Source organism: Armatimonadota bacterium (assembly GCA_031460175.1).
Lineage (GTDB): Bacteria > Sysuimicrobiota > Sysuimicrobiia > Sysuimicrobiales > Sysuimicrobiaceae > Sysuimicrobium > Sysuimicrobium tengchongense.
The window spans coordinates 79259-102385 of sequence record JAVKGW010000004.1 but is presented as its reverse complement, the minus strand read 5'-3'; the positions used below and the strand labels follow the sequence as shown (position 1 = coordinate 102385).

At 69.8% G+C, this 23127-nt stretch carries 25 protein-coding genes and 1 tRNA gene; 21 read left to right on the top strand and 5 right to left on the bottom strand.

The genetic code is table 11. From position 1 onward, the window contains the following. The first annotated feature begins 116 nt into the window (after window positions 1-116). The 3 genes from QN206_07050 to QN206_07040 are packed head-to-tail and all read left to right on the top strand — an operon-like array spanning window position 117 to window position 3326. On the top strand, window positions 117-1298 hold the full coding sequence (locus QN206_07050) for a glycosyltransferase family 4 protein (protein MDR7614568.1): 1182 nt from the start codon (window positions 117-119) through the stop codon (window positions 1296-1298). A 9-nt stretch (window positions 1299-1307) separates the two neighbouring features. Beyond that, the gene (locus QN206_07045; GenBank protein ID MDR7614567.1) at window positions 1308-2291 is read left to right on the top strand and encodes a glycosyl transferase; all 984 of its coding nucleotides are present in this window, start codon (window positions 1308-1310) and stop codon (window positions 2289-2291) included. Further along, the gene (locus tag QN206_07040) at window positions 2292-3326 is read left to right on the top strand and encodes a glycosyltransferase family 4 protein (GenBank protein MDR7614566.1); all 1035 of its coding nucleotides are present in this window, start codon (window positions 2292-2294) and stop codon (window positions 3324-3326) included. A gap of 2 nt (window positions 3327-3328) precedes the next feature. Here the strand turns inward: QN206_07040 and QN206_07035 are convergent, their stop codons facing one another. Further along, window positions 3329-4345: a glycosidase gene (locus tag QN206_07035; GenBank protein MDR7614565.1), complete on the bottom strand. Its 1017-nt coding sequence runs from the start codon at window positions 4343-4345 to the stop codon at window positions 3329-3331. Window positions 4346-4506: 161 nt separating this feature from the next. Between QN206_07035 and QN206_07030 the strand changes: the two genes are divergently transcribed. From QN206_07030 to ruvB, 6 genes are all read left to right on the top strand, one after another. Further along, window positions 4507-4582: transfer RNA gene (locus tag QN206_07030), tRNA-Ala, on the top strand. A gap of 141 nt (window positions 4583-4723) precedes the next feature. Further along, window positions 4724-6937: a penicillin-binding protein 1A gene (locus QN206_07025; protein ID MDR7614564.1), complete on the top strand. Its 2214-nt coding sequence runs from the start codon at window positions 4724-4726 to the stop codon at window positions 6935-6937. Between the two features lie 48 nt (window positions 6938-6985). Beyond that, window positions 6986-7732, top strand: a complete 747-nt coding sequence (locus QN206_07020; protein ID MDR7614563.1) for a YebC/PmpR family DNA-binding transcriptional regulator — start codon at window positions 6986-6988, stop codon at window positions 7730-7732. Between the two features lie 65 nt (window positions 7733-7797). Continuing rightward, window positions 7798-8280 (top strand): crossover junction endodeoxyribonuclease RuvC, encoded by a 483-nt coding sequence (locus QN206_07015; protein MDR7614562.1) that lies wholly within the window; start codon window positions 7798-7800, stop codon window positions 8278-8280. Further along, complete coding sequence (ruvA, locus tag QN206_07010) at window positions 8277-8891, top strand: Holliday junction branch migration protein RuvA (protein MDR7614561.1); 615 nt, start codon at window positions 8277-8279, stop codon at window positions 8889-8891. The genes QN206_07015 and ruvA overlap by 4 nt, the downstream gene beginning before the upstream one ends. Next, window positions 8888-9904, top strand: coding sequence for a Holliday junction branch migration DNA helicase RuvB (gene ruvB, locus QN206_07005; protein ID MDR7614560.1), 1017 nt, complete (start codon window positions 8888-8890; stop codon window positions 9902-9904). Before ruvA ends, ruvB begins: the two co-directional genes overlap by 4 nt. 8 nt (window positions 9905-9912) lie before the next feature. On the opposite strand, the gene QN206_07000 is transcribed toward ruvB, so the two are convergent. Further along, window positions 9913-10626 (bottom strand): DUF72 domain-containing protein, encoded by a 714-nt coding sequence (locus QN206_07000; GenBank protein ID MDR7614559.1) that lies wholly within the window; start codon window positions 10624-10626, stop codon window positions 9913-9915. Between the two features lie 12 nt (window positions 10627-10638). Further along, window positions 10639-11217 carry an isochorismatase family protein gene (locus QN206_06995; GenBank protein MDR7614558.1) on the bottom strand — a complete coding sequence of 193 codons (579 nt, stop codon included), beginning with the start codon at window positions 11215-11217 and terminating at the stop codon, window positions 10639-10641. Between the two features lie 80 nt (window positions 11218-11297). Here QN206_06995 and QN206_06990 point away from each other — a divergent pair, with 80 nt between their 5' ends. The 12 genes from QN206_06990 (at window position 11298) to QN206_06935 (ending at window position 22210) form a co-directional block, all read left to right on the top strand. Further along, on the top strand, window positions 11298-11759 hold the full coding sequence (locus QN206_06990; protein ID MDR7614557.1) for a hypothetical protein: 462 nt from the start codon (window positions 11298-11300) through the stop codon (window positions 11757-11759). Window positions 11760-11761: 2 nt separating this feature from the next. Beyond that, window positions 11762-12109, top strand: coding sequence for an ASCH domain-containing protein (locus QN206_06985; GenBank protein ID MDR7614556.1), 348 nt, complete (start codon window positions 11762-11764; stop codon window positions 12107-12109). A 29-nt stretch (window positions 12110-12138) separates the two neighbouring features. Continuing rightward, window positions 12139-13017: a dihydropteroate synthase gene (gene folP / locus QN206_06980; GenBank protein MDR7614555.1), complete on the top strand. Its 879-nt coding sequence runs from the start codon at window positions 12139-12141 to the stop codon at window positions 13015-13017. A gap of 1 nt (window position 13018) precedes the next feature. Next, window positions 13019-13387 carry a dihydroneopterin aldolase gene (gene folB, locus QN206_06975; GenBank protein ID MDR7614554.1) on the top strand — a complete coding sequence of 123 codons (369 nt, stop codon included), beginning with the start codon at window positions 13019-13021 and terminating at the stop codon, window positions 13385-13387. Further along, entirely contained in the window at window positions 13384-14145 is a 762-nt protein-coding gene (locus tag QN206_06970; protein MDR7614553.1) for a biotin--[acetyl-CoA-carboxylase] ligase, read from the top strand. The genes folB and QN206_06970 overlap by 4 nt, the downstream gene beginning before the upstream one ends. Before the next feature lies 1 nt (window position 14146). Beyond that, window positions 14147-15109, top strand: coding sequence for a P1 family peptidase (locus QN206_06965; protein ID MDR7614552.1), 963 nt, complete (start codon window positions 14147-14149; stop codon window positions 15107-15109). A gap of 157 nt (window positions 15110-15266) precedes the next feature. Beyond that, on the top strand, window positions 15267-16055 hold the full coding sequence (locus tag QN206_06960; GenBank protein ID MDR7614551.1) for an ECF transporter S component: 789 nt from the start codon (window positions 15267-15269) through the stop codon (window positions 16053-16055). A 1-nt stretch (window position 16056) separates the two neighbouring features. After that, window positions 16057-16851 carry a type III pantothenate kinase gene (locus QN206_06955; GenBank protein ID MDR7614550.1) on the top strand — a complete coding sequence of 265 codons (795 nt, stop codon included), beginning with the start codon at window positions 16057-16059 and terminating at the stop codon, window positions 16849-16851. Between the two features lie 48 nt (window positions 16852-16899). After that, window positions 16900-17868 carry a quinate 5-dehydrogenase gene (locus QN206_06950; GenBank protein ID MDR7614549.1) on the top strand — a complete coding sequence of 323 codons (969 nt, stop codon included), beginning with the start codon at window positions 16900-16902 and terminating at the stop codon, window positions 17866-17868. Window positions 17869-17893: 25 nt separating this feature from the next. After that, window positions 17894-19069, top strand: a complete 1176-nt coding sequence (locus tag QN206_06945) for a shikimate dehydrogenase (protein MDR7614548.1) — start codon at window positions 17894-17896, stop codon at window positions 19067-19069. Between the two features lie 10 nt (window positions 19070-19079). Next, window positions 19080-19547 (top strand): transcription elongation factor GreA, encoded by a 468-nt coding sequence (gene greA, locus QN206_06940; GenBank protein ID MDR7614547.1) that lies wholly within the window; start codon window positions 19080-19082, stop codon window positions 19545-19547. 203 nt (window positions 19548-19750) lie between these two features. Then, entirely contained in the window at window positions 19751-22210 is a 2460-nt protein-coding gene (locus QN206_06935) for an ATP-dependent Clp protease ATP-binding subunit (GenBank protein ID MDR7614546.1), read from the top strand. Here QN206_06935 and hpt read toward each other — a convergent pair. Next, window positions 22198-22770 (bottom strand): hypoxanthine phosphoribosyltransferase, encoded by a 573-nt coding sequence (gene hpt / locus QN206_06930; GenBank protein ID MDR7614545.1) that lies wholly within the window; start codon window positions 22768-22770, stop codon window positions 22198-22200. The two genes, QN206_06935 and hpt, sit on opposite strands and share 13 nt — an antisense overlap. Next, on the bottom strand, window positions 22767-23120 hold the full coding sequence (locus QN206_06925) for a hypothetical protein (GenBank protein MDR7614544.1): 354 nt from the start codon (window positions 23118-23120) through the stop codon (window positions 22767-22769). The genes hpt and QN206_06925 overlap by 4 nt, the downstream gene beginning before the upstream one ends. Between the last annotated feature and the right edge of the window lie 7 nt (window positions 23121-23127).

Sequence of the window (23127 nt, the reverse complement as noted above, 5' to 3'; positions counted from 1 at the left end):
CATGGGGGCCGCTCCAGTGGACAGAGGGCTTTTCGCCCGCGGCCCCGCGTGACGTCGCACCACCTTCGCTGCGGCACTCGAGGCTACGGACTCGGTTCGCAAAGGAGGTGAGAGATGTGCGCAACGCGCGGGAGAATCAAGACCGTCTGAACGTCGTCATCCTCTCCACCTATCCTCCCCGGGAGTGCGGGATCGCCACCTTCAGCCGGGACCTCGCCCGCGGGCTGCGGGAGCTGGGGGTGTGCCCCAGGGTGGTGGCCATGAACGATGAGAACGGGCCGTACCGGTACGGCCCGGAGGTGATGGGGGAGATCCGGGAGAACTGCCGGGAGGACTACCGCTCCGCGGCGTTGCGTCTCAACCGGGAGCGGGTGGACGTGGTGAACATCCAGCACGAGTTCGGGATCTTCGGGGGAGAGTGGGGGGAGGACCTGCTGGAGCTCCTGGATCATCTGGAGCGTCCCGTGGTGACCACCCTTCACACGGTGCTCTCGAATCCGCCGGCCAGGGCCCGACAGATCATCCGGACCCTTTGCCGCCGCTCCGCGGCCGTGGTGGTCCTGAGCCCCTCCGCGGTGGATCTCCTCGAGGAGCGATACGGGGTGTCCCGCAGTCGGGTGCGCATGATCTGGCACGGAGTCCCCGCGGTGGAGAGGGTTCCCCGGTCGGAGGCGAAGGCGCGGCTGGGTCTGGAGGATCGGTGGGTACTCACCACCTTCGGGTTGGTGAGCCCCGGCAAAGGCATCGAGGACGTTCTGGACGCCCTGCCTTCCGTGGCCCGGGTCTTCCCGAACGTGCTGTACCTGGTGCTGGGGGAAACCCACCCGAACCTGCGGCGCCGGGAGGGGGAGTGGTACCGGAACATGCTGGTGGAGCGGGTGCAGCGCCTGGGGATCGGGGACCTGGTGCGGTTCGAGAACCGCTACATGGGAGACGAGGAGCTCATCGGGTATCTTCAGGCCACGGACGTCTACCTCACTCCCTATCTCAACCCCGAGCAGATCGTGAGCGGCACCCTCTCCTGGGCGCTGGCGTGCGGGTGCGCGGTGGTGAGCACCCCGTACCGTTACGCGCAGGACGTGCTCGGGGACGGCCGCGGGGTTCTCGTGCCCTTCCGGTCGCCTGCCGCCATCGCGGCCGCGGTGACCGACCTCCTCTCGGATCCGGACCGGCGGGAGCGGATCGGGGAGCGGACCTGGCGGTTCGCCCAGCAGATGCGCTGGTCCGTGGTGGCTCAAGCGTACGCGGCCCTCTTCCAGGAAGTCGCGCGGCAGGTGCAGGTGGAGGCGGCGGTGTAGGGCGGACCCATGGGCCGGACGGAGCGGACCACGCTCGTAGCGGTCCGGTGGGTTCACCTGAGACGCCTCACGGACGCCTTCGGGCTCATCCAGTTCGCCCGGGGCAAGCGGCCGGACCGAGGGAGCGGCTACACCGCGGACGACAACGCGCGGGGCCTGGTGGTGGCGGCCCGGATCGGCCAGGTGGAGCTGGGCCGGATCTATCTGGACTTCCTGGCCCGTAGCCTGCGGCCCGACGGGTGGTTCCACAACCTGTGGGATGGGGATGGTCGTCCGCTCGCCTGTGAGGTCTCGGAGGACTGCCAGGGCCGGTGCGTGTGGGCCCTGGGCGAGACCATCGTTTCGCCCCTGCCGGACCCCCTGCGACGGGCGGCGCAGACGCTGTTCGGGCGATCTCTGTTCACCGTCCGGAGCCTCCGCACCTGTCGCGGTCGGGCCAATGCCCTGCTGGGCCTGCTGGCTGCGGGGGTTGAGGATGCGGCGGAGGAAGTCGGTCAAGCCCTCTACCGGCAGATGCGGGACACCCCGGAGGACTGGCCGTGGCCGGAGCCGGTGCTCACGTACGAGCTGGGTCGGGTTCCCCTGGCCCTGCTGCGGGCGGCCCACCTCCGCGGGGAGTGGGCCCATGCGGCCCTGCGTACCCTGGACTTCCTCCTGGAGGTGGTGATGGAGGACGGGATCGTGGTCCCGGTCGGGAACCGAGGGTGGTATCCGCGGGGAGGACGCAAGGCCCGCTGGGATCAGCAGCCGGTGGATCCCGGGGCATTGGTGGAGGCATGTATGGAGGCGTGGCGGTGGACGGGACGTCCGTGGTATCGGGAGGCCGCGCTCCGTGCATGGGGATGGTTCCTGGGGGAGAACCTCCTGGGGGTGCCTCTCGTGGATGAGGACGGAGCCTGCCGGGACGGCCTCGGCCCCGGAGGCCCCAACGAGAACTGCGGAGCCGAGGCGTGCCTCGCCTATCTCCTGGCCGCCCTGAGCCTGCAGGCCTAGATGCGGGTGGCCGTCCTCGCGCCCATCGCCTGGCGGTGCCCGCCCCGGCACTACGGGGGGTGGGAGCAGGCCACCAGCACCCTGGTGGAGGGATTGGTCCGGGCCGGGGTGGAGGTCACGCTGTTCGCCACCGGGGACTCCCTCACGCGGGCGAGACTGGAGAGCGTCGTCCCCCGTCCCCTTATGGAGGATCCCGAGCTCCGGCGGGCCGCGCGGGGGTATGAGATCCTGCACGCGGTGCGGTGTCTGGAGCAGGCGGAGGCCTTTGACCTCGTGCACAACCACGCGGGCTCCTTCGTGGTCTCGTACACGCCCTTCGTGCCGAGACCCGTGGTGACCACCCTCCACGGCTCAGGCGCGGAACCCGACAGCGCGGTCCTCTACCGGTCCTTCCGCCACCTTCCCTACATCGCCGTCAGCCACGCGGAGCGCCGTCTCCTCCCGGAGCTCCGCTACGTGGCCACCATCCACCACGGGGTGGAGGTGGAGCGCTTCCCCTTCAGCGACACCCCGGGCGACTTCCTGCTCTTCGTGGGACGGATCGCCCGGGTGAAGGGGGTGCACACCGCCATCGCCCTCGCGCGGCGAACCCGGATCCCCCTGGTCATCGGGGGGATCGTGCCGCCGGAGGAAGAGGCCTACTTCGCGCAGGAGGTAGAGCCCTACCTGGACGGGGACCTCGTTCGGTTCATCGGCCCCGTAACCGCCCAGGAGCGCAACCGGCTCAGCTGCCAGGCCCTGGCCTTTCTGCACTTGGTGGAATACGAGGAGGCCTTCGGGCTCACCATGATCGAGGCCATGGCATGCGGCCTCCCGGTGATCGGCACCCGACGGGGCGCGGTCCCGGAAGTCGTGGCCCACGGCCGCACGGGCTTCGTGGTGGAGGACCTGGAAGGGGCTGTGGAGGCGGTCGGGCGGGTCCGGGAGCTCTCCCGGGAGGCCTGCCGCGCGTGGGTGGAGGAACGGTTCAGCGCCCGACGGATGGTGCAGGACCACCTCCGGGCCTACGAGCGGGTCCTGCGGGAAGGGCGCTGAGCTTAGACCCGGCCGTCCCGCTGAGCGCGAAGGGCCACCTCCCGAGCCCAGGTCAGGATCCTCCCCGTGGGGACGGAGGCCACAGCCACCACCCGGTCCGCACCCCCGTAATAGACCATGAGCCGGCCTCGGTAGAACACCGCTCCGCAGGTGAAGACCACGTTGGGCACCAGTCCCTCCCGCTCGTACGGCTCCTCGGGTTCCAGGATGGGTTCCGTGGAACGGCCCAGAACCCGTCGGGGGTTGTGAAGATCCAGGAGGGCCGCGCCGAGCCGGTAGACCCGGTTTTCGTCCACCCCGTGGTAGATCAGAAGCCACCCGTACGGGGTCCGGAGGGGTGGGCCTCCTGCGCCTACCCGGTTGCTGTCCCACATACCGGGCCGGGGTCGGAGGAGGGGCCCGTAGTTGTGCCAGTGGCGTAGGTCCTTGCTCGATCCCAGGTGGATGTCCGGGAAGATCCGGTGGAGCAGCAGGTACCGGCCCTCGAACCGGGTGGGGAAGAGGGCGCCGTTCTTGTTCTCCCACTGCCCGAAGGCGATTCCCCGTCGCCGGAAGTTCCGGAAGTCCCGGGTGGTGGCGATGGCGATCCGGGTACGCCACGGTACCCCAGTGTCCCCAAAGGGGCTCGGCCGCCGGTAAGTTCTGGGCTTGAGGGCCGGGTAGAGGCTCGCGGCGGTGTAGCACACGTAGTACTGATCCGCGATGCGGGTGATCCGGGGATCCTCTACCCCCAGCCGTTCCCAGGGGTTGTTCACGTCCGGCTCGAACACTGGAAGGGGGCTCCGGTACGCGACCCGGACCCCATCCTCCTCCAAGATGGCCAGCCCGAACCGGGAGATCCAGTCCTCCCCCTGGGCCCGGTACAGGAGGTGCACCCGCCCCCGGTGGACCGCGGCCCCGGGGTTGAACACCCACCGGCACTCCCACCAGTGGGTGGTGGGCTGGAGGATGGGGTTCTCAGGATGACGCTCCAGGCGAGGAGCGTTCAGGGTGACCAGCTGCGCGGCAGAAGGATTCATGGTGTCCGCCTCCTCCCGGCTCTCACCAAGCCCCCAGCATACCACGGAGGGCAAGGGATCCGCGAAGCTCGTCCGCACCTTCCTTGCTAACGGGAACTCAGGACGGGTTGTTCCGGGGCGTTGCGGGATTCCCGCGGGTTCGGTAAAATCACGGGCGGCGTGGGGACGTAGCTCAGCTGGGAGAGCGCCGCGTTCGCAACGCGGAGGTCGGCGGTTCGAATCCGCTCGTCTCCACCAGGGAGTGCGTTCCGTGCTCATCCCCTCACTCCCGCTGCAAGCAACTCCCGTGCCAGTCCTCTCGTCCCCTCTTCGGGCCGGGTAGGCGTCGGAATTGTTTGGTACCATGGGGACGCGTGGGATCCTGTGAGGAGGTTCCGGATGAAGGGCCATGGCCGGTCCTCCCGAAGGCGGCCTCGGGGGAGAGCCCGATGGGTGGTGGTGGGTTCGGCCCTGCTCGCGAGTCTCTCCGTGGCGTCCCTCGCGGGGGTGGCCGCCCTGCTCCTGGCGGCTCGGGCCTCCCTCCCGGATGTCTCCGTCCTTTACCACCCGCCAAGCCAGGCCACCCGCATCTACGCGGCCAACGGGGAGCTCATCGCGAGCCTTTACCGCGAGAACCGCGTCTACGTGCCCCTCTCCGCCATCCCCCGGGTCCTGCAGCAGGCGGTGATCGCCATCGAGGACGAGCGGTTCTACCGGCACCGTGGCGTGGACGCCATCGGGGTGGCGCGGGCCCTCTGGGTGAACCTCACCCGGAACCGGATCCTGGAGGGGGGGAGCACCATCACCCAGCAGTTGGCCCGCACCCTGTTCCTGACCCCCGAGCGCACCCTGACCCGGAAGCTGCACGAGATGCTGCTCGCCCTGGAGATGGAGCGCCACCTCACCAAGGACGAGATCCTGGAGCGCTACCTGAACCAGGTGTACTTCGGGAACGGCGCCTACGGGGTGGAGATGGCGGCCCAGGTGTACTTCAACCGGAGGGTGGGAGAACTCGGTCTACCAGAGGCGAGCTTGCTGGCCGGGCTGATCCAGGCCCCCTCCCGCTACGATCCTTTCCGGAACTTCCCAGCCGCCAAACGCCGGCAGGAGCAGGTGCTGCGCAAGATGGTGGAGGTGGGCTTCCTCTCCGAGGAGCAAGCGCAGGCCGCCCTGCGGGCTCCCCTGGGGCTTCGCCGGACCCCGGTCAACGCAGGCCTGGTGGGAATCCGCGCCCCGTACTTCGTCTCCTATCTCCTCCCCTTTCTCCTCCAGAGGTACGGGGAGGAACGGGTGTACCGGGGGGGTCTGCGGGTCTACACCACCCTGGACGTGCGCCTCCAGGAGCTGGCCCAGCGGATCATCGCGCAGGGCATCGCGGAAGCCCGGGGAAGCAGGGTCTCCCAGGGAGCCCTTGTTGCCTTGGATCCGCGTACCGGCCACATCAAGGCCATGGTGGGCGGCGTGGACTTTCACCGGTCGCAGTTCAACCGGGCTTGGCAGGCGCGCCGTCAGCCCGGAAGCGCCTTCAAGCCCTTCATTTACGTGACCGCCCTGGAACATGGGGCCTCCCCGGAGGACATCCTCCGGGATGAGCCCGTCCGCTACCGCGTCCCGGGATTCGGAGAGTGGCAGCCGAAGAACTACGACCGGACATACTGGGGTCCCCTCTCCCTCCGTCGGGCGGTGGAGCACTCCCGGAACGTGCCCGCGGTCCGGGTGCTGGCGGAGTTGGGACCGCAGGCGGTGATCGAGACCGCCCGCCGCATGGGGATCCAGAGCGACCTCCGACCCAACCTCTCCCTCGCCTTGGGCACCTCGGAGGTCACGGTGCTGGAGATGGCCTCCGCCTACGGCACCCTGGCGGCCAACGGCGTTCACGCCCAGCCCATGGCCATCATCCGGGTGACGGACGCCGCGGGCCGCGTGCTGGACGAGTTCAGCCCGGAGCGCCGTCTCGCTCTCCGACCGGAGGTGGCGTACACCATGACGGACATCCTCCGGGGGGTGATCCTCCGGGGAACCGGACGCGCCGCGGACATCGGACGTCCGGCCGCGGGGAAGACCGGGACCACGGACGACTACCGCAACGCCTGGTTCGTGGGCTACACCCCGGATCTCGTGGCGGCGGTGTGGGTGGGCAACGACGACAACACCCCCATGCGCGGGGTGGTGGGAGGGACCGTCCCCGCCCGCCTGTGGGCCCGGTTCATGAGGGAGGCCCTCGTCAACCGGCCTCCGGTGGACTTCCCGCGTCCCGAAGGGGTCCCCGCCCCTGGGGAGCCGGGCCCCGCGGGCCGGACGGGCCCGGAGGAGGGGTCGGGGCACGTGGTCAAACTCCACGCCCCAGCGGCAGGGGATTCCGTCTCCTCCCCCTTCGAGGTGGCGGGGAAGACCACGCCCGGAAGCCGGGTGCGGGTTGTCGTCACCCTGGAAGGGGGGGCCACGCCCGTGCTCCTCCGGGATGAGTGGCTCTCGGCAGGACCGGACGGGACCTTTCGCCTCACCGTGGGCTCTCCCCTGGGGTTTCTGGGAGCCCGGTACGTGATCACGGTGACCGCCTGGAGCCCGGGGGGTGCCCAGGCCACCGCCGGGGTCACGGTCACGGAGCGGTAGCAGGCGCTACAATGGTCTCGAGCCCAAAGGGAAAAGGGGTTTAAGGCTATGGCGGGACACTCCAGGTGGCACAACATCCGGATCAAGAAGGAGAAGATGGACCGCGTGCGCGGTAAGCTCTTCAGCAAGCTCACGCGGGAGATCATCGTGGCCGCCCGCGAGGGAGGCGGTAACCCGGACGCCAACCCGCGGCTGCGCAGCGCCATCGAGCGGGCCCGGGAGGCCGGAATGCCCAACGAGAACATCCAGCGGGCCATCACCCGGGGCGCCGGAGCCGGAGGTGGGGAGCACTACGAGGAGGTGACCTACGAGGGGTACGGGCCGGGTGGGGTGGCCATCCTGGTCCGGGCCGCAACGGACAACCGCAACCGCACCGCCGCGGAGATCCGCTCCGTCTTCCACCGCTTGGGGGGGAGCATGGCGGAGGCAGGCGCCGTGGCCTGGATGTTCGACCGGAAGGGCGTGATCCAGGTAGATCGAGGCCGGATCTCTGAGGACGACCTCCTGCTGGTCGCCCTCGAGGCAGGAGCGGAGGACGTGCGGCCGGACGACGGAGTCTACGAGGTGATCACGGCCCCCGAGGACCTCAACCGGGTTCGGGAAGCCCTCACCCGGGCCGGCATCGAGATCGGCCGGGCGGAGATCACCCTCCTTCCCAGGTCCACGGTCCCCGTGCATGGCCCGGAGGCCGAGCGCGTCCTGAGGCTCCTGGAGGCCCTGGAGGACCTGGACGACGTCCAACAGGTTTACGCGAACTTCGACATCCCCGAGGAGATCCTCCAGCGGGTGGGCTAAAACTTTCCCCTTGCGGGGAGGATCCGGTTGGCCGGAGAATCAAACAGAGGTTCGCCCATCCGGCCATGATCGTGGTGGGGTTCGATCCGGGTTTACGGGCCACGGGGTACGCGGTGGTCCGGGCAGAGGGAACGGCCTCCGTGCTGGTGGAAGCCGGGGTGATCCGCACGCGGTTGGAGGGATCCCTGGAGGCGCGTCTGGGGGAGATCTACGCGGACGCCCGCGCCCTGATGGAGGAGACCCGGCCGGACATGGCGGTCCTGGAGGATGCCTTCAGCCATCTCCGGTTCCCGCATGCGGGGATCCGCATCGGACACGTGCAGGGGGTGTTGTTCCTGGCGGCCGCACACGCGGGAGTCCGGGTCGTCTCCCTCCCGCCCGCGGAGGTGAAGCGGGCCATCACGGGAAACGGCCGGGCTCCGAAAGCCCAGGTGCAGGCCGCCGTGTGCGCCCGGCTGGGGGTTGAGGGAAACCTCCCGCATCACGCCGCGGATGCCCTGGCCCTGGCCCTGGCGCTGTTGGGGAGGGTGGGGGAGGGGGGACCGTGATCAGCTACCTGCGGGGGAAGGTCCTGCACCGGATGGAGGGGGGAGTGGTGGTGGAGTGCGGGGGCGTGGGGTACGAGGTGGTGCTCCCCGCCTATCTCGCGGACGCGGGGATCCGGGAAGGAGAGGAGGTGGCCCTGTACATCTCGTACCAGGCGAGCCCGAACCAACCCAAACCCTTCCTGGTGGGATTCCGCACCTGGGTGGAGCGGGAGTTCTTCGAGCGGTTCATCACCGTGGACGGCCTCGGCCCGGCCCGGGCGGTGAGGGCCATGGCCCGTCCCGTGCACGAGATCGCGGACGCCATCGAACGGCGCGACGTGGGCTTTCTCAAACGGCTTCCGGGCCTGGGAGCCCGCACCGCGGAGAAGGTGGTGGCGGCCCTCCACGGGAAGATGGGGAAGTTCGCCCTGCTGCGCCCGGAGATCCCGAGGACGCCCGTGGAGGTGGACTTCCGGGAGGAGGTGCTGGAGATCCTCATCAAGCAGCTCGGACACCGGCCCGGGGAGGCCCGGCGCATGGTGGAGGAAGCCCTCCGCCGTAACCCCGCGGTCCGAAGCGCGGAGGAGCTCTTCCAGGAGGTGTACCGGGCGCAGCGGGAGGCTCGGTCGTGAGTCGGGAGCGGTTCACGAGCGCTTCCTTGCCTCCGGAGGACACGACCTTTCTGCGCTCCCTCCGGCCCCGCACCCTCGACGAGTGCGTGGGGCAGTCCCGGGTACGGGAGGGTCTGCGCATCGCCATCCAGGCCGCCCGGGATCGAGGGGAGGTCCTGGACCACATCCTCCTGCATGGCCCTCCCGGTCTCGGGAAAACCACCCTGGCCCACGTGATCGCCGCGGAAATGCACGCGAACCTCGTGCAGACCTCCGGACCGGCCCTGGAGCGGGGCGGAGACCTCATGGGCATCCTCACGAACCTGGAGGAGGGGGATATCCTCTTCATCGACGAGATCCACCGGCTGACCCGGGCGGTGGAGGAACTCCTGTACCCTGCCATGGAGGACTTCTGCGTGCACTTCGTGCTCGACCGCGGCGTGCACGCCCGTACCCTCCGGTACCGGCTGCGTCCCTTCACCCTCATCGGCGCCACCACCCGGGCGGGAATGCTGAGCGCCCCCCTGCGGGAGCGGTTCGGGATCTTCTTCCACCTGGACTTCTACACCCCGGAGGAGCTGGCTCAGGTGGTGCGGAGGTCGGCCCGGATCCTGGGGGTGGAGATCGCGCAGGAAGGAGCCATGGAGATCGCCCGCCGTTCACGGGGCACGCCCCGGATCGCCAACCGCCTGCTGCGGCGCGTGCGGGACTTCGCGCAGGTGCGCTCAGACGGCCGGATTACCCAGGAGGTGGCCGCGGAGGCCCTGGCCTTCGAGGGGGTGGACGAGCTGGGCCTGGATGCCCTGGATCGGGATTTCCTGCGGGTCATCGCGGAGGTGTACGGGGGAGGGCCCGTGGGGATCGAGGCCATCGCCGCCTCCCTCCAGGAGGAACCCGACACCCTGGTGGAGGTGGTGGAACCCTATCTCCTCAAGATCGGCTTCCTCGTGCGCACCCCCGCGGGCCGCCGCATCACGCCCGCCGCCTGTGCGCACCTGGGAATCTCCCTCCGGAGGAGCGGGGAGCTCTTCTGAGCTCGCCGTCACGGGGTCTGCAGGAGGGCCCGGAACCGGAGGGCGTCCTCCCACATGTGCACGTTGTTGAACAGCACGTATGCGGCTCCTGAGCACATGTCCCGGAGGGCCCGGAGATCCTCGTCCGTGTACCGGTAGCGGTATCCCCCGCGGCCGTGGAGCCGGAAGTACCTGGGTTGCCCGTACACGGGAGGGGTGACGAAGGGGTCCACGCAGTGGAGGAGGTCCAGCTCCTGACACAGCTGCGCCACCAGCTCCGCGGGCCAGTTCCCTCTGGGCTCCCACGCGCACCGGATCCCCCCGCGGTCCACCTGGGTGAAGAAGGAGCGGAGGTTTCGGAGGTGCGGCGGGTCAGGCGTGAACCGGGCCGGGCACTGGAAGACCACGATCCGCGCCCGGAGCACCTCCGCGGTCTCCCGGGTTCGCTGCCAGGCCTGCCGGACCTCCTCCGTGGGCGCGAAGAACCCGTACCGGTCCTCCGCTCCGGGCGGAATCGGCTGGCGCAGGCGCCGGTACGTGGGGCTGGAGGGCGGGTGGGTGATCAGTTGCCATGCCTTCAGGGTGAACTCGAATTCCTCAGGGACCTGTGTCCGCCATCGGGCCGCGGTCCCCGGAAGCGGGGGATGGTAGAAGGTCTGCTGGATCTCCACCACCGGGAAGGTGCGGGCATACTCCGCAAGGCCGCGCGGGAGCCCGCAGCAGCCGACCCGGATCTCCTCCATCCTCTACGGGGCCTATCCCCCCACCGGAGCCCCCAGCAGGTCCTGGGCCCTCCGGACCACCACCCCGGCCTCCTGCCATGCCCGGCGCTTCTCCTCCAGCTGCTCGGGGAACACGGGCCGGGTGGCGTCCTCGAGGATGGTGGTGCGGAATCCGGCCCGCGCCGCATCCAGGGCGGTGAAGTTCACGCACACGTCCATGGCAAGGCCGCAGACGTACACCTCCTCCACCCCCAGGGCCCGCAGCAGCTCCGCAAGCCCCGTCCCCTGGAAGCCCGAGTAGGCTTCCTCGTCCCGACGGTACGCCTTCCGGACGAGGTGCGTGATGGGCTCCCGACGCAGGAGCGGATGCAGGTCCGCGCCCGGGGTCCCCTGCACGCAGTGCACGGGCCAAGGGCCTCCCCGGGTCTGGAAGGAGACGTGGTCCGCGGGGTGCCAGTCCTGCGTGGCGATCACGGGTCGTCCCGCCTCCTGGAAGCGCAGGGAGAGCGCGTTCACCACGGACACGATGTCGTGCCCTCCCGGCACGGGGAGCGCTCCGCCTGGGCAGAAGTCGTTCTGGAGATCCACGATGATGAGCGCGCCGCGCTCCATGCTGCCACCCCCTCGGACGAGATTCCGCAGGTGTTTCCGCCTGTAGTATAGTGGGTGTCTAGGCGGACGGAGGTGCCCGGTTGCCGAAGCGATCATCCAGATCCGACGTTCCCTGGCGGACCGCCGCGGCATACGCCGCGATGGTGGTCCTCCTGGCCGTGGTGGTGGCGATCTGGCAGATCCGCTACGAGCAGGCCCGGCGCCCTCCGCCCCCCGAGGTGGTCGCGAGGCGGTTGGTGGAGGGGGTGGTGGGAGAGGGCACGGTGCGGGAGGTGCGCCTGCAGGCGGGGACCGCGGATTTCCGGGTGGTGCTGGACGGGGTCAAGGCGGTCCCCCAGGATCGGAAGCGGTGGCGGGCCTTCTTCTCGGACGTCACGGAGGTGGTTGCCGAACGGGTGTTCCAGGTTCTTCCGCTCCTCACCTCGGACCCGCCGGAGATCCAGACGGTCCGGGTGCGGTACCACCTGAGGGAGAGGGAGGTGGCGGTGGGGGAGCGGAGGCGGACGCAGCGCCAGGCGAACATCACCTTGGTAGGGCCGTAGCCGTGTATGCGCTGAATTTCTACTCCCCCGTGTTCGCGGAGCAGCTGCGCCAGGGGCGCAAGACGGCCACGGTGCGTCTGGGTGACAAGCGGGACAAGTACCGGGAGGGGCAGGTCGTCTGGGTCACCGTGGGGCGGAAGTTCGGGGAACGCCAGAAGATCTTCTGCGCGGTCATCGACCGGACGGAGTACAAGCAGCTCCGGGACCTCACCCCGCGGGAGATCGAGCGGGAGAACCCCGAGTTCCGGCGGCACGAAGAGCTTATAGAGTTCCTCTCCGCCATCTACGGGCGGCCCATCACCCTGGACGACTGGGTCACCGTGGTGCACTTCTCCCCCATTCGCGAGTGACGCTTCCGTCTGCCGCCCACGGGAGAGGGATGCTGGAAACCGTGCGCGAGCTCGCTTACGGCCGATACCGGCTGCGGTTGGGGGAGCGGACCCTCGTGATGGGGATCCTGAACGTGACCCCGGACTCCTTCAGCGGGGACGGCCTGCTCCGCCTCCCCGATCCCGTGGAAGCCGCCCTGAGCCGGGCTCAGGAGATGGTGGCGGCGGGCGCGGACCTCCTGGACGTGGGCGGCGAGTCCACCCGGCCCGGGGCGGATCCGGTGCCTCTCGAGGAAGAGCTGCGGCGGGTGATTCCCGTGGTGGAGGCCCTCTCCGCGGCCGTGGACGTTCCCATCAGCGTGGACACCCAGAAAGCCGAGGTGGCCCGAAGGGCCCTGCGGGCGGGAGCCTGGATGGTGAACGACACCAGTGCCCTTCGGGCGGATCCGGAGATGAGTCGGGTGGTGGCGGAGTTCGGGTGTCCCGTGGTGCTCATGCACATGAAGGGGACCCCGAGGGACATGCAGCGGGATCCCCGCTACGAGGACGTCATGGGGGAGATCCGGGCATTCCTCGCGGAGCGCATCGCCTTCGCGCGAGAGCAGGGCATCTCCCCGGACCGGATCGTGGTGGACCCGGGGTTCGGTTTCGGCAAGCGGCCTGAGCACAACCTGGAGCTGGTCCGACGGCTCGGAGAGCTGCGGGCCCTGGGATGCCCCATCCTCGTGGGTCCCTCCCGCAAGTCCACCATCGGCCGGATCCTCCAGGACGCACCTCCCAGGGAGCGGGTGGAGGGGACCATCGCCCTCTGCGTCCTGTCCGCGGCGAACGGGGCAGATCTCGTGCGCGTGCACGATGTCCGGGCGGTGGTCCGGGCCATGCGGGTAGCGGACGCGGTGCTCCGGGGGTGGCGGGATCCGGAGGTGTGAGGTGGACCGGATCCTCCTCAAGGACATGGCCTTTTACGGGTTCCACGGGGTTCGGCCGGAGGAGCGCGAGCGCGGCCAGCCCTTCTTCGTAGACGTGGAGGTGGTTTGCGACCTCCGAGGGCCCGGTGCCTCCGACCGCCTGGAGGATACCCTGGACTACCGGGAGGTGTATCGGGCCGTGCGGGAGGTCGTGGAGGGGCCGCCCCGTCAGCTCCTCGAGGCGCTGGCGGAGGAGATCGCCCGGCGGCTGCTGGCGCTGGAGAGGGTCCAGGGCGTGCGGGTGGAGGTCCGCAAGCCGCACGTGCGACTGGGGGGAGCCCTGGGATACGCCGCGGTACGGGTAGAGCGGTTGAGGGAGCCCGCACCGTGAGCCTCGCCGCAGGCATCCGTGACCGGCTGCGTACCCGGTACGTGGGACGTCTCCTCCACGTGTTCGAGGTGGTCTCCTCCACCCAGGATCTGGCCCGGGAGCTGGCCGCGGCCCAGGCTCCCGAGGGGACCGTGGTGGTGGCGGAGGTGCAGACCGCGGGCCGGGGCCGCCTGGGCCGTCCCTGGGTCTCACCCCGGGGCGGACTTTACCTCTCCGTGGTCCTCCGTCCCCCCGTCTCCCCCCCGGAGGTCCCCAAACTCAGCCTCGTGGGCGGGGTGGCCGCGGCCCGGGCCATCGAGCGCGCATGCGGGCTGACGGTGGGACTGCGCTGGCCCAATGACCTCCTGGTGAGCCGGAAAAAGGTGGGGGGGGTCCTCGCGGAGGCGGGACCAGACGCGCGGTGGGTGGTCCTGGGGATCGGCCTCAACGCCAACCCCTCCTCGGACCTCCCGGAAGGTGCCACCTCCCTTGCCGCGGAACTCGGCACACCCGTGGATCTCGGGGACCTGTTCTGCGCGGTGTGCGGGGAGTTGGAGGTCGTGTACGAGGCGTTTCGGGGCGACGACTTCGCCACCGTCCTCCGGTGGTGGCGCGACCGCAGCACCACCCTGGGCCGGCGGGTGCGCGTCCACCTCCCCAGCGGAACCTACGAGGGGATCGCGGAGGCCGTGGACGGGGATGGAGCCCTCCTCCTGCGCCTCCCGGACGGGTCCGCCATGCGCGTCGTGGCGGGGGAGCTCGCCCCGGGGGAGGCGTAAGATGCCGGGCATCACGGACGTGGAAGGAATCCGGGTGGGGCACGCCACGGACCGCGAGGCGGCCACCGGGTGCACCGTGGTGCTTTGCGAGCGGGGGGCTGTGGCCGGGGTGGAGGTCCGGGGATTTGCTCCGGGGACCCGGGAGACGGATCTCCTGCATCCCCTCGCGACGGTGCAAGAGGTGCACGCGGTGCTCCTCACCGGAGGGAGTGCTTTCGGTCTAGCCGCGGCGGACGGCGTGATGCGGTACCTCGAGGAGCGAGGCGTGGGGTTCGAGACCGGGGTCGCACGGGTACCCATCGTACCCGCCGCGGTGATCTACGACCTGGCCCTGGGCCGGTCGGACGTCCGGCCGGGACCGGAGATGGGCTACCGGGCCTGTGAGGCCGCGACCTCCGGGCCCGCGGAGGAGGGAAGCGTGGGGGCGGGGACCGGGGCCACGGTGGGCAAGCTTCTCGGGCCTGCGGGGGCCATGAAGGGTGGGGTGGGAAGCTGGTCTGCGTGGCTCGGGGATGGGGTGGTGGTGGGCGCCCTCATGGTGGTGAACGCGGTCGGAGACGTGGTGGAGGAGGACGGGACGGTCCTCGCGGGCACCCGGGATCCGCAAACCGGGGCATTTGTGGGCTCCCGATCCCTCTTGAAGCGGGGCGTTGGGTTTCGGCCGCTGGGGAACACGGTAATCGGCGTGGTCGCGACGAACGCCCGGCTGGACAAGGTGGCGGCGAACCGCCTCGCCCGCCTGGCCCATCACGGCATCGGCCGGGCGGTCTCCCCCTCCCACACCTCCCTCGACGGGGACGTGGTCTTCGCCCTCGCCACGGGGACGATGGAGGCCGCCTACGACGCGGTGGCCGCGGTGATCCCGGAGGTGGTGGCAGAGGCGATCCGGCGGGCCGTCCGGCTCGCCCGGGGCCTGCACGGGGTTCCGGGGCTCGGGGACCGGGGCGAGGGGGTCTCCGGGTAAAGCCCGCGGTCTTGCTCAACCCCTGATTCCGGTGGTATGGTGTGGTATGGTTTAGTCTGAACTGGCCGGCATCCTCCCGGAGGAGCCGGACCCGGCGAACCGAAGGAGATTCGGTCCGTCCGGTACTGGAAGATCCAGACTGGAACGGAGGTGCAGCATGGGTGCAGGAGACCTGCCCTCTCCGCAGCTGCGGAGGGGGTTTCGTTTGCAGACCCGGGATCTCACCGTGGTTGGGGTCCTGGGGGCCATCAGCGCGGTCATGGGCCTCGTCCCCGGGATCGGCTTCATCCCCGCGCCCACGCCGGCGGGAGCCGCCACCACCATGCATCTCCCCGCCATCCTCGCGGGCATCGCGCGGGGTCCAGCCGCCGGGGCACTGGTGGGGGCGGTGTTCGGCTTCTTCAGCTTCAGCCGCGCCACCCTCCCCTTCTTCAAGGATCCCCTCATCGCCTTCGGGCCGAGGATCCTCATCGGGGTGCTCGCCGCCTACGCCTTCGCGGTCCTCAGCCGCCGCGCCGCCCGGGGAGTCGCGTGCCTGGCGTGTGGGGCCGCGGTGTATGCGGTGCTGGGACCAGGTGCCAAAGCCTTCGAGGCGGCCTTCCGCGCGGGAAAGATCCAGCCGAGCTGGCTCGTGAACCTCTACCACGCGGTGACCTCGACCACAGCTCCGCACCCCCTGGCGGCGGTCCTGGGCGGGCTCGGGGTGGCCGGGGTGGCGTACCTCCTGCTCCGGGGCGAGCACGCGCCCGTGGCCGCGGCCGCGGTGGTGGGCACGCTCACGAATACCGTGGGGGTGCTGGGACTGATCGTGTTGCGGTTCCCTCAGCTCATGCCCCCCGGCGCCGCGGTGGTGGTGGGGGCCACCCACGGACTCCCGGAGGCCCTGCTGGCGGTGGTGGTGACCGTGCCCGTGTACCGGGCCCTGAGGGCCGCACGGCTGGTGTAGGATGCTGCTCGCCCTCAACGTGAACAACACCCTCATCAAGGCCGCGGTCTACGATCCGCCCGAGCGGGAAGGCCCTCCGGTCGTGCACTGGCGGATCGCTACGGACCCCGCCCGGACCGAGGACGAGTACGGGATGCTGCTGGGTGCCCTCTTCCACCACCATGGCCTTCGAACCGGGGACGTCCGGCACGTGGCGGTGGCCTGTGTGGTCCCGCCCCTGGTGGATACCATGGAGCGGCTGAGCGAGAAATACTTCGGATGCGAGCCCCTCATGGTGGGGCCGGGGATCCGGACCGGCATGCGCATCCTGTACGAGAACCCCCGGGAGGTCGGCGCGGATCGCATCTGCAACGCGGTGGCCGCCTACGCCCGATACGGAGGTCCCACCATCGTGGTGGATCTGGGGACCGCCACCACCTTCACCGCGGTCTCCCGGGAGGGCGATTTCCTGGGCGGTGCCATCGCGCCCGGCATCGGGGTCTCCGCGGAGGCCCTGGTGGAGCACGCGGCGCAGCTGCGCCGGGTGGAGTTCGTCCGCACCCGAAGTGTCATCGGCCGCAGCACCGTGGCCGCCATGCAGGCGGGGATCTTCTGGGGCGCGGTGGGCCTCGTGGAGGGGATTGTGGCCCGCATGAAGGCGGAGCTGGGCGGGAAGGCCACGGTGGTGGCCACCGGTGGGTGGGCGGAGCTCGTCCTCCACGAGGCCTCCTGCATCGACCACCACGACCCTCTCCTCACGCTGGAGGGCCTGCGCATCCTGTACCTGCGCAACCGCACGGAGCTCCGCGTTCCCTAAACCGGCTCTCCCCCCGCGGGGGGAGAGCCGTGTTACCCTACTCCCGGGATGAAGCGGGTGGTCAGCCTGAGCCTGGGCTCCTCCCGGCGGGACGCCCGGGTGGAGCTGGTGCTCCTGGGAGAGCCTGTGCGCATCGAGCGCATCGGGACGGACGGAGATTACGCACGGTTCCGCCGGTGGCTCCGGGAGCTGGACGGGAAGGTGGACGCCATCGGGATCGGAGGCGCGGATCTCTTCGTGGAAACGGGCCGCCGGCGCTACTACCTCCGGGACATCGTGCGCCTGGTGCGGGACGTCCGGCACACGCCCGTGGTGGACGGGAACGGCATCAAGCACACCTGGGAGCGGTACCTGGTGCGGGAGTTCCTGCCCCGGGAGGTGGGGCTCTCCCTGCGGGGGAGGAGGGTGCTCCAGGTGAACTCCGTGGACCGGTACGGGATGGCGGAGGCCCTGGCGGAGGTCGGGGCGCAGGTCCTGTACGGGGACTTCCTCTTCGCTCTGGGGCTTCCGATTCCCCTACGCTCCCTGCGCAGCGTCCAGATCCTGGGGGCGCTGCTCCTCCCCGTGATCTCCCGCCTGCCCTTCCGCTGGTTTTACCCCACGGGGGAAAAGCAGGAGCGCCGCCGGCCGCGGTTCGGTTGGGCCTTCCGGTGGGCGGAGGTGGTGTGCGGGGACTTCCACTACATCCGGCGCTACATGCCCCGGGAGCTCCCCGACCGGGTGGTGCTGACGCAGACCGTCACCCCGGAGGACGTGGAGGATCTGCGGCAACGCGGGGTGGCCCTGCTGGTGACCACGGGCCCGGAACTCGGAGGGCGTTCCTTCGCCACCAACGTGCTCCAGGCCCTGGTGGTGGCGTTCGCCGGGAAGGATCCGGAGACCATCACCCCGGAGGAGTACATGACGTGGATGCACCGGTTCGGCTTCCGGCCGCGGGTGAGCTGGCTGAACGCGCCTCGCTCCGACCCCCTCCGGAGGGTGTGGGAGGCCGCGCGGTCCACGCCCATGGAGCGCTAAGATGGAGAGGAGGGGCGGATCCCCCATGGAACGGTTCGCGTTCGTCCTCCACCCGCTGGAGCCCGTGCACTTCAGCTGGCGGTTTGCCTTCACCCGGTGGTTTCCGCCCCGCTGGGTGGAGGAGGTCTTCAAGCGCCTCCCCCCCATGGAGCTCTCCCACATCACGGGCATCCGCTCCCCCGTCGGCTCCCGGGCGGAAGGGTGGCTCATCGGGCTCCCCCTCACCCCGCGCACCCTGCTGGAATCCGACCTCCGGTTCGTGTACCACCGGCTCATCCAGTGTGCTCGGCTGGCAGAGCGGTTAGGGGCGAAGATCCTGGGCCTGGGGGCCTTCACGAAGGTGGTGGGAGACGCGGGGGTGACGGTTGCCGCGAACACCCGGCTTGCGGTCACCACGGGGAACTCCTACACCGCCGCCACCGCCATCGAGGGGGCCCTGCGGGCCGCGGACCGGATGGGGATCCCCCTCTCGGAGGCCCGGGCCGCGGTGGTGGGCGCCACCGGGTCCATCGGATCCGTGTGCGCCCGCATCCTGGCCCGCAAGGTCCCCTCCCTGGTGCTCGTGGCCAGAAGCCGCAGGCGCCTGGAATCCCTCCGGGAGCGGATTCAGGGGGAATCCGACGCGGAGGTGACGGTGAGCACGGACCCCCGCACCGGGGTGGCGGATGCGGACATCGTCCTCGCGGTCACGAGCGCCCCCCGGGTCCTCATCGAGCCCGAGGACCTCAAGCCCGGAGCCGTGGTGTGCGACGTGGCACGGCCCCGAAACGTCTCCCCGGCTGTGTACCAGCACCGGGACGACGTGCTGGTCATCGACGGGAGCGTGATCGAGGTTCCGGGGGAGGCGGAGTTCGGGTTCGATTTCGGGTATCCGCCGGGCACCTGTGAGGCCTGCATGGCGGAGACCATGATCCTCGCCTTGGAGGGCCGCTACGAGAACTTCAGCCTGGGGCGGGATCTCACGGTGGAGCAGGTCCAGGAGATCGCGCGGCTGGCGGACAAGCACGGGTTCCGCCTCGCGGCCTTCCGCCGGCTGGAGCGGACCCTCCCCGACGAGGAGGTGGATCGCATCCGGGATCGGGCCCGGGGGGTGGGCTTGGCAGGATCTTCCCGGTCCCCTATAATGGGGGCAGCCCGGTCCACCGGGGGCAACGGCGACACTGTGGGCGAGGATCGTCCACGGTGTTTCTTTTCCGGGTGAGGTGACGCGGATGGAGGAGATCTTCCTTACGCCCATCGGGTTCAGGAAGTTGGAGGAGGAGCTGGAGTACCTCAAGACGGTCCGGCGCCGCGAGGTGGCCGAGCGGATCCGGCAGGCCAAGGAGTTCGGGGATCTCAGCGAGAACTCGGAGTACGAGGACGCGAAGAACGAGCAGGCGTTCGTGGAGGGGAGGATCCGGGAGCTGGAGACGCTGCTCCGGAACGCCCGGGTGATCGCGGAGAACGGTTCCAACGGCACCGTGGAGATCGGTTCGCGGGTGCGGCTGCGGGAGCTCGGCACGGGCGAGGAGTTCGAGTTCCAGATCGTGGGGTCTGCGGAGGCGGATCCCGCGCAGAACCGGATCTCCCACAAGTCCCCGGTGGGGCAGGCCGTGCTCGGGCGACGTCCCGGAGAGGTGGTGGAGGTTCAGACCCCCGGCGGCAGGGCGGTCTACGAGGTCGTCCAGATCCTGACCTGAGGACACGGGGATGTGGAGGGGAGGGTCCTGCCGCCGGGAACTCCGGCGGTTTCTGTTTTGGAGCAGCGGGCAGAAACAGACCACCGGGCTCGTTTCTCCGGATGAGGGGTCCGGAACCGGCACGCGGAATGCAAGGGAGGGGAAGGATCGGGAGATTTGGTGGAGGGATCCGGTGAGGGGAGAAGGGCAGGGAGCAGATGGCGATGTTTGAACGCTTTACGGAGCGCGCGCGGCGCGTGATCATCCTGGCCCAGGACGAGGCGAAGCGGCTCAACCACAGCGCGGTGGGGACCGAGCACATCCTCCTGGGAATCGTGCGGGAGGGGGAGGGGGTTGCCAGCAAGGTGCTGGAGAGCCTGGGGATCTCTCCGGAGCGCATCCGGGCGGAGATCGAGGCCGCCATCGGCCGGGGAGACCGGGCCCCCTACGAGGAGGTGGCCTTCACCCCGCGGGCCAAGAAGGTGCTGGAGCTGGCCCTGGACGAGGCCCGCCGCCTGGGTCACAACTACATCGGCACGGAGCACCTGCTCCTGGGCCTCATCCGGGAGGGGGAAGGGGTCGCGGCCCGGGTCCTGGAGGCCATGGGAGCGGATCTGGAACGGGTCCGGGCTCAGGTGGTTTACCTCCTCGGAGAGGAGGGGACCACCCCCTACACGCGTCCCGCGAGCAAGACCCCCACCCTGGACGAGTTCGGCCGCGACCTCACCAAGATGGCGCGGGAGGGGAAGCTGGACCCCGTCATCGGCCGGGAGAAGGAGATCGAGCGGGTCATCCAGATCCTGAGCCGCCGCACGAAAAACAACCCCGCCCTCATCGGGGAGCCCGGGGTGGGCAAGACCGCCATCGTGGAGGGCCTGGCCCAGCGGATCGTCCGCGGGGAGGTCCCGGAGATCCTGCGGGGCAAGCGGGTGGTGCAGTTGGACCTCCCGGCCCTGGTGGCGGGGACCAAGTATCGGGGTGAATTCGAGGAGCGGATGAAGAAGGTGATGGACGAGATCCGCCGCGCCCAGGGAGAAGTGATCCTCTTCGTGGACGAGCTGCACACCCTGGTGGGTGCGGGTGCCGCGGAGGGCGCCATCGACGCCAGCAACATCCTCAAGCCGGCCCTGGCCCGGGGGGAGATGCAGTGCATCGGCGCCACTACCCTGGACGAGTTCCGGAAGTACATCGAGCGGGACGCGGCCCTGGAGCGCCGGTTCGCGCCCATTCTGGTCAGCGAGCCCACCGTGGACCAGACCATCGAGATCCTCCGGGGGCTGCGGGAGCGGTACGAGGCGCACCACAAGGTGAAGATCAGCGATGAGGCCCTGGTGGCCGCGGCGCAGCTCGCGCACCGGTACATCACGGACCGCTACCTTCCCGACAAGGCCATCGACCTCATGGATGAGGCCGCGAGCAAGATCCGCATCCAGGCCTCCTTCCTGCCCACGGAGCTCCGGCAGGCCCAGGAGCGGGTGGAGCGGGTCCGGCGGGAGAAGGAGGAGGCCATCCGCAATCAGGACTTCGAGCGGGCCGCGTTGCTGCGGGACCGGGAGCGGGTGCAGCGCCAGAAGCTGGAGGAGCTGGAGGCCAGCTGGCGGGCCCAGCACCGCCGGGACTTCAACGTGGTGACCGCGGAGGACATCGCGGAGGTGGTCAGCAGCTGGACCGGGATCCCGGTGACGAAGCTGGTGGAGGCGGAGACCCAGAAGCTCCTGAAGATGGAGGAGGCCCTCCACCGGCGGATCGTGGGCCAGGAGGACGCCGTGGCGGCCGTCTCCCGGGCCGTACGCCGGGCCCGAGCGGGACTCAAGGATCCCCGGCGGCCCATCGGCTCCTTCATCTTCCTGGGACCCACGGGCGTGGGGAAGACGGAGCTGGCCCGGGCCCTGGCGGAGTTCCTCTTCGGGGACGAGAACGCCCTCATCCGGATCGACATGTCCGAGTACAGCGAGCGACACACGGTCTCCCGCCTCGTGGGCGCTCCCCCGGGATACGTGGGGTACGAGGAGGGGGGACAGCTCACGGAGGCGGTGCGCCGGCGCCCGTACAGTGTGGTCCTGCTGGACGAGATCGAGAAGGCCCACCCGGAGATCTTCAACGTCCTCCTGCAGATCCTGGACGACGGGCGTCTCACGGATGCCCAGGGCCGGACCGTGGACTTCAAGAACTGCGTCATCATCATGACCAGCAACATCGGTGCCCCCCAGATCGAGCGGTCCGTGCCGACCCTGGGATTCCGGGCCATCACGGACGAGAAGGCGGAGCAGGAGCGGAGCTACGAGCGGATGCGGGAGCAGGTGCTGGAGGAGCTCAAGCGGACCTTCCGGCCCGAGTTCCTCAACCGCATTGACGAGGTCATCGTCTTCCGGCCGCTCACCAAGGAGCAGATGCGGGCCATCGTGGACATCATGCTGGACCGGGTCCAGCGGGAGGTCCGGACGCACGGGATCGAGCTGGAGTTCACGGATGCCGCCAAGGACCTGCTGGTGCAGGAGGGCTTCGATCCCACCTACGGCGCCCGACCCCTGCGGCGGGCCATCCAGCGACTGGTGGAGGATCCCCTCTCCGATGAGATCCTCCGGGGACGCTTCGCGGCCGGGAACACCGTGGTGGTGGACGCCGCAGATGGCCGGTTGACCTTTGAGCTCAAGCGCGAGGTGGTCGGGGTTCAGGGGGAGTAGGGGGGCTCCTGGGCGAGGACCTCTTCCCGCAGCACGCCCACGTACGGCAGGTTCCGGTACAGCTGGCGGAAGTCCAGCCCGTAGCCGACCACGAACCGGTCGGGGATCTCGAATCCGATGTATCCCAAGGGGAGGTCCTCCGCGATCCGGCGGGCCCGCTTGTCCAGGAGGACGCAGATGGTGAAGCTGGCAGGCTTGCGGGCGCGCAGCAGGCGCGTGAGGTATGCTGCGGTGAGGCCGGTGTCCACGATGTCCTCCACCAGGATCACGTGGCGATCCGTGATCTCGTCCTCCAGGTCCTTGAGGAGGCGCACGGCCCCCGTGGTGGCGTGGCGGGTTCCATAGGCGGCGATGGCCATGAAGTCGATCTCGTGTGGGATGCGGAGGTGGCGGGTGAGATCTGTGAGGAAGTATACGGAGCCGCGGAGGACCCCCACCAGGACGGGGCGGAGGTCCGCGTAGTCCCGCTCGATCTGCCGGGCAAGCTCCTGGACGCGCTCCTGAAGCCGATCGGGGGGGATCAGGATTTCGGAGATGTCTGCTTCCAGATGCGCGCTCATGAGACGATGCCGTACTTGCGGAGGAGGTTGCGGACGTCCCGGGCGTACCACAGCTGGATCCGGACCTCCGGGTAGAGGGCCCGCAGCCGCCGGAGCTTGCGGTTCTTGCGGGTCACCAGCCGCTGCTTGAGGGTGGTGAGCTCGATGTAGAGGTCGAAGTCCGGGAGGTAGAAATCGGGGGTGAACCGCTCCTTGGGACGTCCCTCCTCGTCCCAGGAGAGGACGAAGGAGCGGGGCTCGTACTCCCACCGGATCCCGTAGTAATCCAGGATCCGGGCGAACTCCGCCTCCACGGCGTTCGCGAACTTGGGCGGTGTGGTCCGGCTCGGCGCAGAAGCCACAGGGCTCACCCCTCCC

Bases quoted from the DNA above. Each gene is read 5' to 3' on its own strand.
- QN206_06945 (MDR7614548.1), top strand. From the start codon at position 17,894: ATGGAACGGTTCGCGTTCGTCCTCCACCCGCTGGAGCCCGTGCACTTC.
- QN206_06950 (MDR7614549.1), top strand. From the start codon at position 16,900: ATGAAGCGGGTGGTCAGCCTGAGCCTGGGCTCCTCCCGGCGGGACGCC.
- QN206_06935 (MDR7614546.1), top strand. From the start codon at position 19,751: ATGTTTGAACGCTTTACGGAGCGCGCGCGGCGCGTGATCATCCTGGCC.
- folP (MDR7614555.1), top strand. From the start codon at position 12,139: ATGCTGGAAACCGTGCGCGAGCTCGCTTACGGCCGATACCGGCTGCGG.
- greA (MDR7614547.1), top strand. From the start codon at position 19,080: ATGGAGGAGATCTTCCTTACGCCCATCGGGTTCAGGAAGTTGGAGGAG.
- hpt (MDR7614545.1), bottom strand. From the start codon at position 22,770: ATGAGCGCGCATCTGGAAGCAGACATCTCCGAAATCCTGATCCCCCCC.
- QN206_06960 (MDR7614551.1), top strand. From the start codon at position 15,267: ATGGGTGCAGGAGACCTGCCCTCTCCGCAGCTGCGGAGGGGGTTTCGT.
- QN206_07040 (MDR7614566.1), top strand. From the start codon at position 2,292: ATGCGGGTGGCCGTCCTCGCGCCCATCGCCTGGCGGTGCCCGCCCCGG.
- QN206_07045 (MDR7614567.1), top strand. From the start codon at position 1,308: ATGGGCCGGACGGAGCGGACCACGCTCGTAGCGGTCCGGTGGGTTCAC.
- QN206_06955 (MDR7614550.1), top strand. From the start codon at position 16,057: ATGCTGCTCGCCCTCAACGTGAACAACACCCTCATCAAGGCCGCGGTC.
- QN206_07000 (MDR7614559.1), bottom strand. From the start codon at position 10,626: ATGGAGGAGATCCGGGTCGGCTGCTGCGGGCTCCCGCGCGGCCTTGCG.
- QN206_06995 (MDR7614558.1), bottom strand. From the start codon at position 11,217: ATGGAGCGCGGCGCGCTCATCATCGTGGATCTCCAGAACGACTTCTGC.
- QN206_07035 (MDR7614565.1), bottom strand. From the start codon at position 4,345: ATGAATCCTTCTGCCGCGCAGCTGGTCACCCTGAACGCTCCTCGCCTG.
- QN206_07025 (MDR7614564.1), top strand. From the start codon at position 4,724: ATGAAGGGCCATGGCCGGTCCTCCCGAAGGCGGCCTCGGGGGAGAGCC.
- QN206_07015 (MDR7614562.1), top strand. From the start codon at position 7,798: ATGATCGTGGTGGGGTTCGATCCGGGTTTACGGGCCACGGGGTACGCG.
- QN206_06965 (MDR7614552.1), top strand. From the start codon at position 14,147: ATGCCGGGCATCACGGACGTGGAAGGAATCCGGGTGGGGCACGCCACG.
- QN206_07020 (MDR7614563.1), top strand. From the start codon at position 6,986: ATGGCGGGACACTCCAGGTGGCACAACATCCGGATCAAGAAGGAGAAG.